The organism is Myxococcus sp. CA039A, from assembly GCF_013336645.1.
GTDB classification, from domain to species: Bacteria; Myxococcota; Myxococcia; order Myxococcales; family Myxococcaceae; genus Myxococcus; species Myxococcus llanfairpwllgwyngyllgogerychwyrndrobwllllantysiliogogogochensis.
This window is the reverse complement of record NZ_JABUMQ010000533.1, coordinates 1-4,304: the sequence shown is the minus strand read 5'-3', so window position 1 is coordinate 4,304 and position 4,304 is coordinate 1. Positions and strand designations below refer to the sequence as shown.

General features: G+C 66.7%; 1 protein-coding gene. It reads left to right on the top strand.

The genetic code is table 11. The features are described 5' to 3' along the window. Positions 1 to 117: 117 nt before the first annotated feature. Complete coding sequence (locus HR086_RS45080; RefSeq protein ID WP_174468746.1) at positions 118 to 4,293, top strand: Ig-like domain-containing protein; 4,176 nt, start codon at positions 118 to 120, stop codon at positions 4,291 to 4,293. The last annotated feature ends 11 nt before the right edge of the window (positions 4,294 to 4,304 follow it).

Here is a 4,304-nt window from a genome sequence, read left to right as displayed (position 1 = left end):
GGGCATGCCCAGAGCGCCCTGATGACGGGGGCAGGTGGGCAAGGCGGTGGCATCATCTTCATCCGAGCCACTTCGCTCTCGGGGACTGGAAGCATCCTGGCCTCTGGGGAGAGTGCCGTGGCGACCACGGGACTGGATGTCGGCCATGGCGGCGGAGCCGGTGGCACCCTGCACCTGCGCTTCGCGGGCAGCGCGGCGTGTAACCCGAACACGGTGCGTGCCGCGGGTGGCAATGGCGCTGTCGGCGTGGCCGGGCCCGGAGGTGGAGGTGGCGGAGGGCGTGTGTTCTTCCAGGCTTCAGGAGGGCCTTCCTGTCTCCCCACCACTCCCTCGGGCATGGCGGGAACTCAGGGCACGGCCCCTGGGGCCACCACCGACGGCGCGATGCCCAATGACGCGACCACCGCTCTGAATCATGGAGGCACCGTCACCCTCGTGGACACGGCCTTCACCACGCCCGCCGCTCCGGGGCTCACCCCGCTGCCGCCGCCTGCTCGGACGAACAATCCCTTGCTGAGGGGAACGACGGAGCAGGGCCTGTCGGAGGTCATCCTCTACGAAGTCACCAACACGACCCCGAACCTCACGTACACGTATTGGGGGAGGACGGCATCGGACAGCCTCAAGGACTTCGTCTACTCGTTCGTGCCCCCGAGCAGCACCCCTGGCACGGCCTATCGCGTCGCGGCGCAAGCCGGGTTCCTCGGTGCCTACAGCGCCATCGGCACGGAGTTCAACTTCACCTTCGACAACGTCCCTCCGACGACGACGCTCACGCCCAATGGGGTTCCTCCGATCTCCAGCGCCACGGTCGCGAACTTCACCTTCACCTCGACGGAGACGTCCAGCTATCGCTGTGCGCTGGACAGTACGCCGCCGCTGGGGGATGCGGCCTTCGGTCCATGCCCGGCCTCGTATTCGTCCGGCGCGCTCGGCAACGGGGACCACCGGCTGACGGTCTACGCCATCGATGAAGCGGGCAATCAGGACCCGAACCCGAAGAGCTACACCTGGAAGGTGGACACCTCCGTCCCCAACACCGCCATCACGGGGGGGCCCGTTGCCAGTCCCCCGGGCGCTCCGACGAGCTCGAAGACCGCGGTCTTCACCTTCACGGGTGGGGTCACGTACCAGTGCTTGCTGGACGTTGGCCCGGCCACGGCCTGCGGTCCGACCCAGACCTATACGAACCTGGACGAAGGTGCCCACACGCTGGAGGTGACGGCCTACAGCGCGGCGGGGACGCCGGACCCGAGCCCCGCGTCGCGCGCGTGGCGCGTGGACACCCTCGCTCCCGACACATCCTTCACCGCGGTGCCCGCGGCCGACAGCAACTCGTCGAGCGCGCTCTTCGACTATCAGAGCCCGGATGACTCCACGGCGACGTTCCAGTGCTCCGTCGACGGCCTCAACTTCACCTCGACGCCATGTCCCGGGACGGGAACGGGCAGTCGCACGTTCACGGGGCTGACGTCTGGCCCCCATCAGTTCCATGTGCGCGCGGTCGATGCCGCGGGCAACGTGGACCCGTCGCCCATCGGGCACGCATGGCGGGTGGACCTCGCGGCCCCCTCGTCCATCCAGGTGACGTCCCCGAGCGCGGGCGCGGTGCGCGAGCTCACGCCGACAATCGCCGGGACGACGGAGGCGGGAGCACGCGTGGTGGTCACCGTGCGGTTGACGAGTTCGGGCACCACACTGCAGACCTTGAGCACGGTGGCCAGCAGCCCCTCGGGAAATTGGAGTGTCGTGCCCGCCGCGCTGGACCAGGAGCGCTACATCCTTCGCGCTCGGGCGACCGATGCGGCGGGGAACTTCGTGGAGTCCTCGGACGTGGGCATCACCGTGGACACGGTGGCGCCCGCGCGCCCCGTGCTCAATCCAGACATCCTGGGCGAGTACTACACCTCCGTTCCCATCACTCTGGACGGTGTGCTCGAGTCCACGGCGGGGCTCAACCCCAACACCGAAGTGACGGTGTATGTGGATGACTCGGTGGTGTTGCCGGCGGCCACGGTGAATGCGTCAGGGGCCTGGTCGGTGACGTATTCACCGTCGCCCGCGGATGATGGCTTCCACTGGGTTCGCGCCATGTCGAAGGACCCGGCGGGCAACGTCAGCGCGTTCTCCGGCACGCTCACGTTCCATGTGGACCGGAAGGACCCGGCGAAGCCCATCGTGGCGCCGCTCGGCACGTATGTGAACACCCAGTATCCCGTGTTGACTGGTACCGCGGAGTTGGGAACCTCGGTGCAGGTCTATTTCGGACCGCTGCCGGAGCCCGTCACGGTGAGCGTGGGACCTGGCGGCCAGTGGACCTACCTGCGCACCACGCCGCTGAATGAGGGGCCCAACACGGTGTTCGTCCGCTCGACGGATGGTGCGGGGCGCTTCATGGACTCGGACCCGGTGTCGTTCATCGTGGACGTGACGAAGCCGGAGACGACCATCCTCGAAGCTCCGGACCTTCGTGTCGGTGACACCACGGCCGAGTTCCGACTCGCGTGGCCTGAAGCGCTGACCTACGAGTGCCGGCACATCTACAAAACGGAAGAAGAGGAGCCGGAGCAGCCGGAGGACGATGAGCAGGTATTCACCCCGTGCGAGCGTCCTCCTCCGGGGCCGGAAGTGGATGAGGGCTTCATCCAGAAGTCCAACCTGCGTGACGGTTCTCAGACGCTGTTGATTCGCGCCGTGGATGCGGCGGGCAACCGGGACGACTCGCCGGCGTCCCACACGTGGAGCATCAGCACCGGCGCGGTGGATACCTTGATCCTCGAGGGCCCCGTTGCTGACGGAGGACTCACCAACAAGGCGGAGGCCATCTTCTCGCTGTGGTCGAACAAGGGCGTGGTGGACTTCGAGTGCAAGCTCGAGAAGGCCATCCGCCCGGACGACCCTCCCCCGGACTTCGCTCCGTGTCCCAAGGGGCCTGGTGACGACTACGATGTCGCCCGTTACGAAGGTCTGCCGGACAATATCTACACGCTCTCGGTTCGCGCTGTCTTCGCGGGGGAGCGGGATGGCATTCCAGCCTCTCTCAGCTGGAAAGTGGATCGCACGGCTCCGACGGCTCCCTCGGTGACCGCTCCCCGGGCCAACCACCCCACCAACCAGGAGAAGCCTGGCATCCAGGGCGAGACCCCGGAGGAGGGGACCATCACGCTCTACAAGGATGGTGTATTCTGGGGGACTGCCAAAGCCACGGGCTCGACATGGAGCTTCACGCCCCCGTTCGACTTGCTCAGCGGTCAGTACATCATCACCGCCACGCTCACCGACCTGGCGACGAATCTGGGACCGGTCTCCGCGCCCTACACCCTGATCGTGGATGTCGATGAACCCGTGGTGTCGATTCTCTCGGGACCTCCCACGTTGACGAACGTGCCGGGCTACACCTTCCAGTTCGAGACGTCGGAGGTGCTGGAGACGTATGAATGCGCGCTCGACACGCCGCTCTTCACGCCCTGTTCGAGCCCGCTGACCCGGCCCAATATCGGCGATGGGGCCCACACACTGACGATCAGGGGAAAGGACATCGCGGGGAACCTCACGCTCGAGCGTTTGTATGTGACGCATTCGTGGACCAGCGATACGAAAACGCCGGACACCAGCATCGAGACGAAGCCGAAGGAACTCTCCAACTCCGTGGAAGCGGTCTTCTCGTTTGGGTCGTTCCAGGACAGAGACGAGCTGGAGATGCAGTACTTCTGCAGCCTGGATGGGGCGGACTTCGTGAGCTGCAACCCCTCGGAGTACCGGCTGACGGGACTGGGCCGGGAGGATGCGGAAGAGACTGAGTATGTCCTGCGGGTGAAGACGCGGGATCCGGCGAGCAACGAGGACCCCACTCCCGCCGAGTTCCGCTGGAAGGTGGACCTGAAGGCCCCTGGGGCGCCCTCGCTGTCCGTTCCCCGGGTGAACGACATCCTGTCGGTGCGGACGCCCACGTTCCAGGGCGACGCGGATGCCGGGACGATGGTCTCCGTCCTGGTGGATGGCGTGAAGACCGGTGAGGTCCGGGCGGACGCGAGCGGTGACTGGCGCTTCGTTCCGCGCGTCGATCTGGACTACGGCAGCCATACGGTGACGCTGGTGGCGACGGATGACGCGGGGAACGTTTCGGTGCAGTCCTCCGTGGTCAACTTCGTGCTGGATCCGTCGCTGGAGATTGATGCCCGAGGCGGTGGCTTGAGCTGTGCCTCGGCGGGCGAGGGAGGAGGCTCATCGCTCGTCCTCCTGGGCTTGGGGGCGCTGGTCCTGCTGGTGGGCCGGCGTCGCCGGGCGAGCTGAGGCTCCTGGGC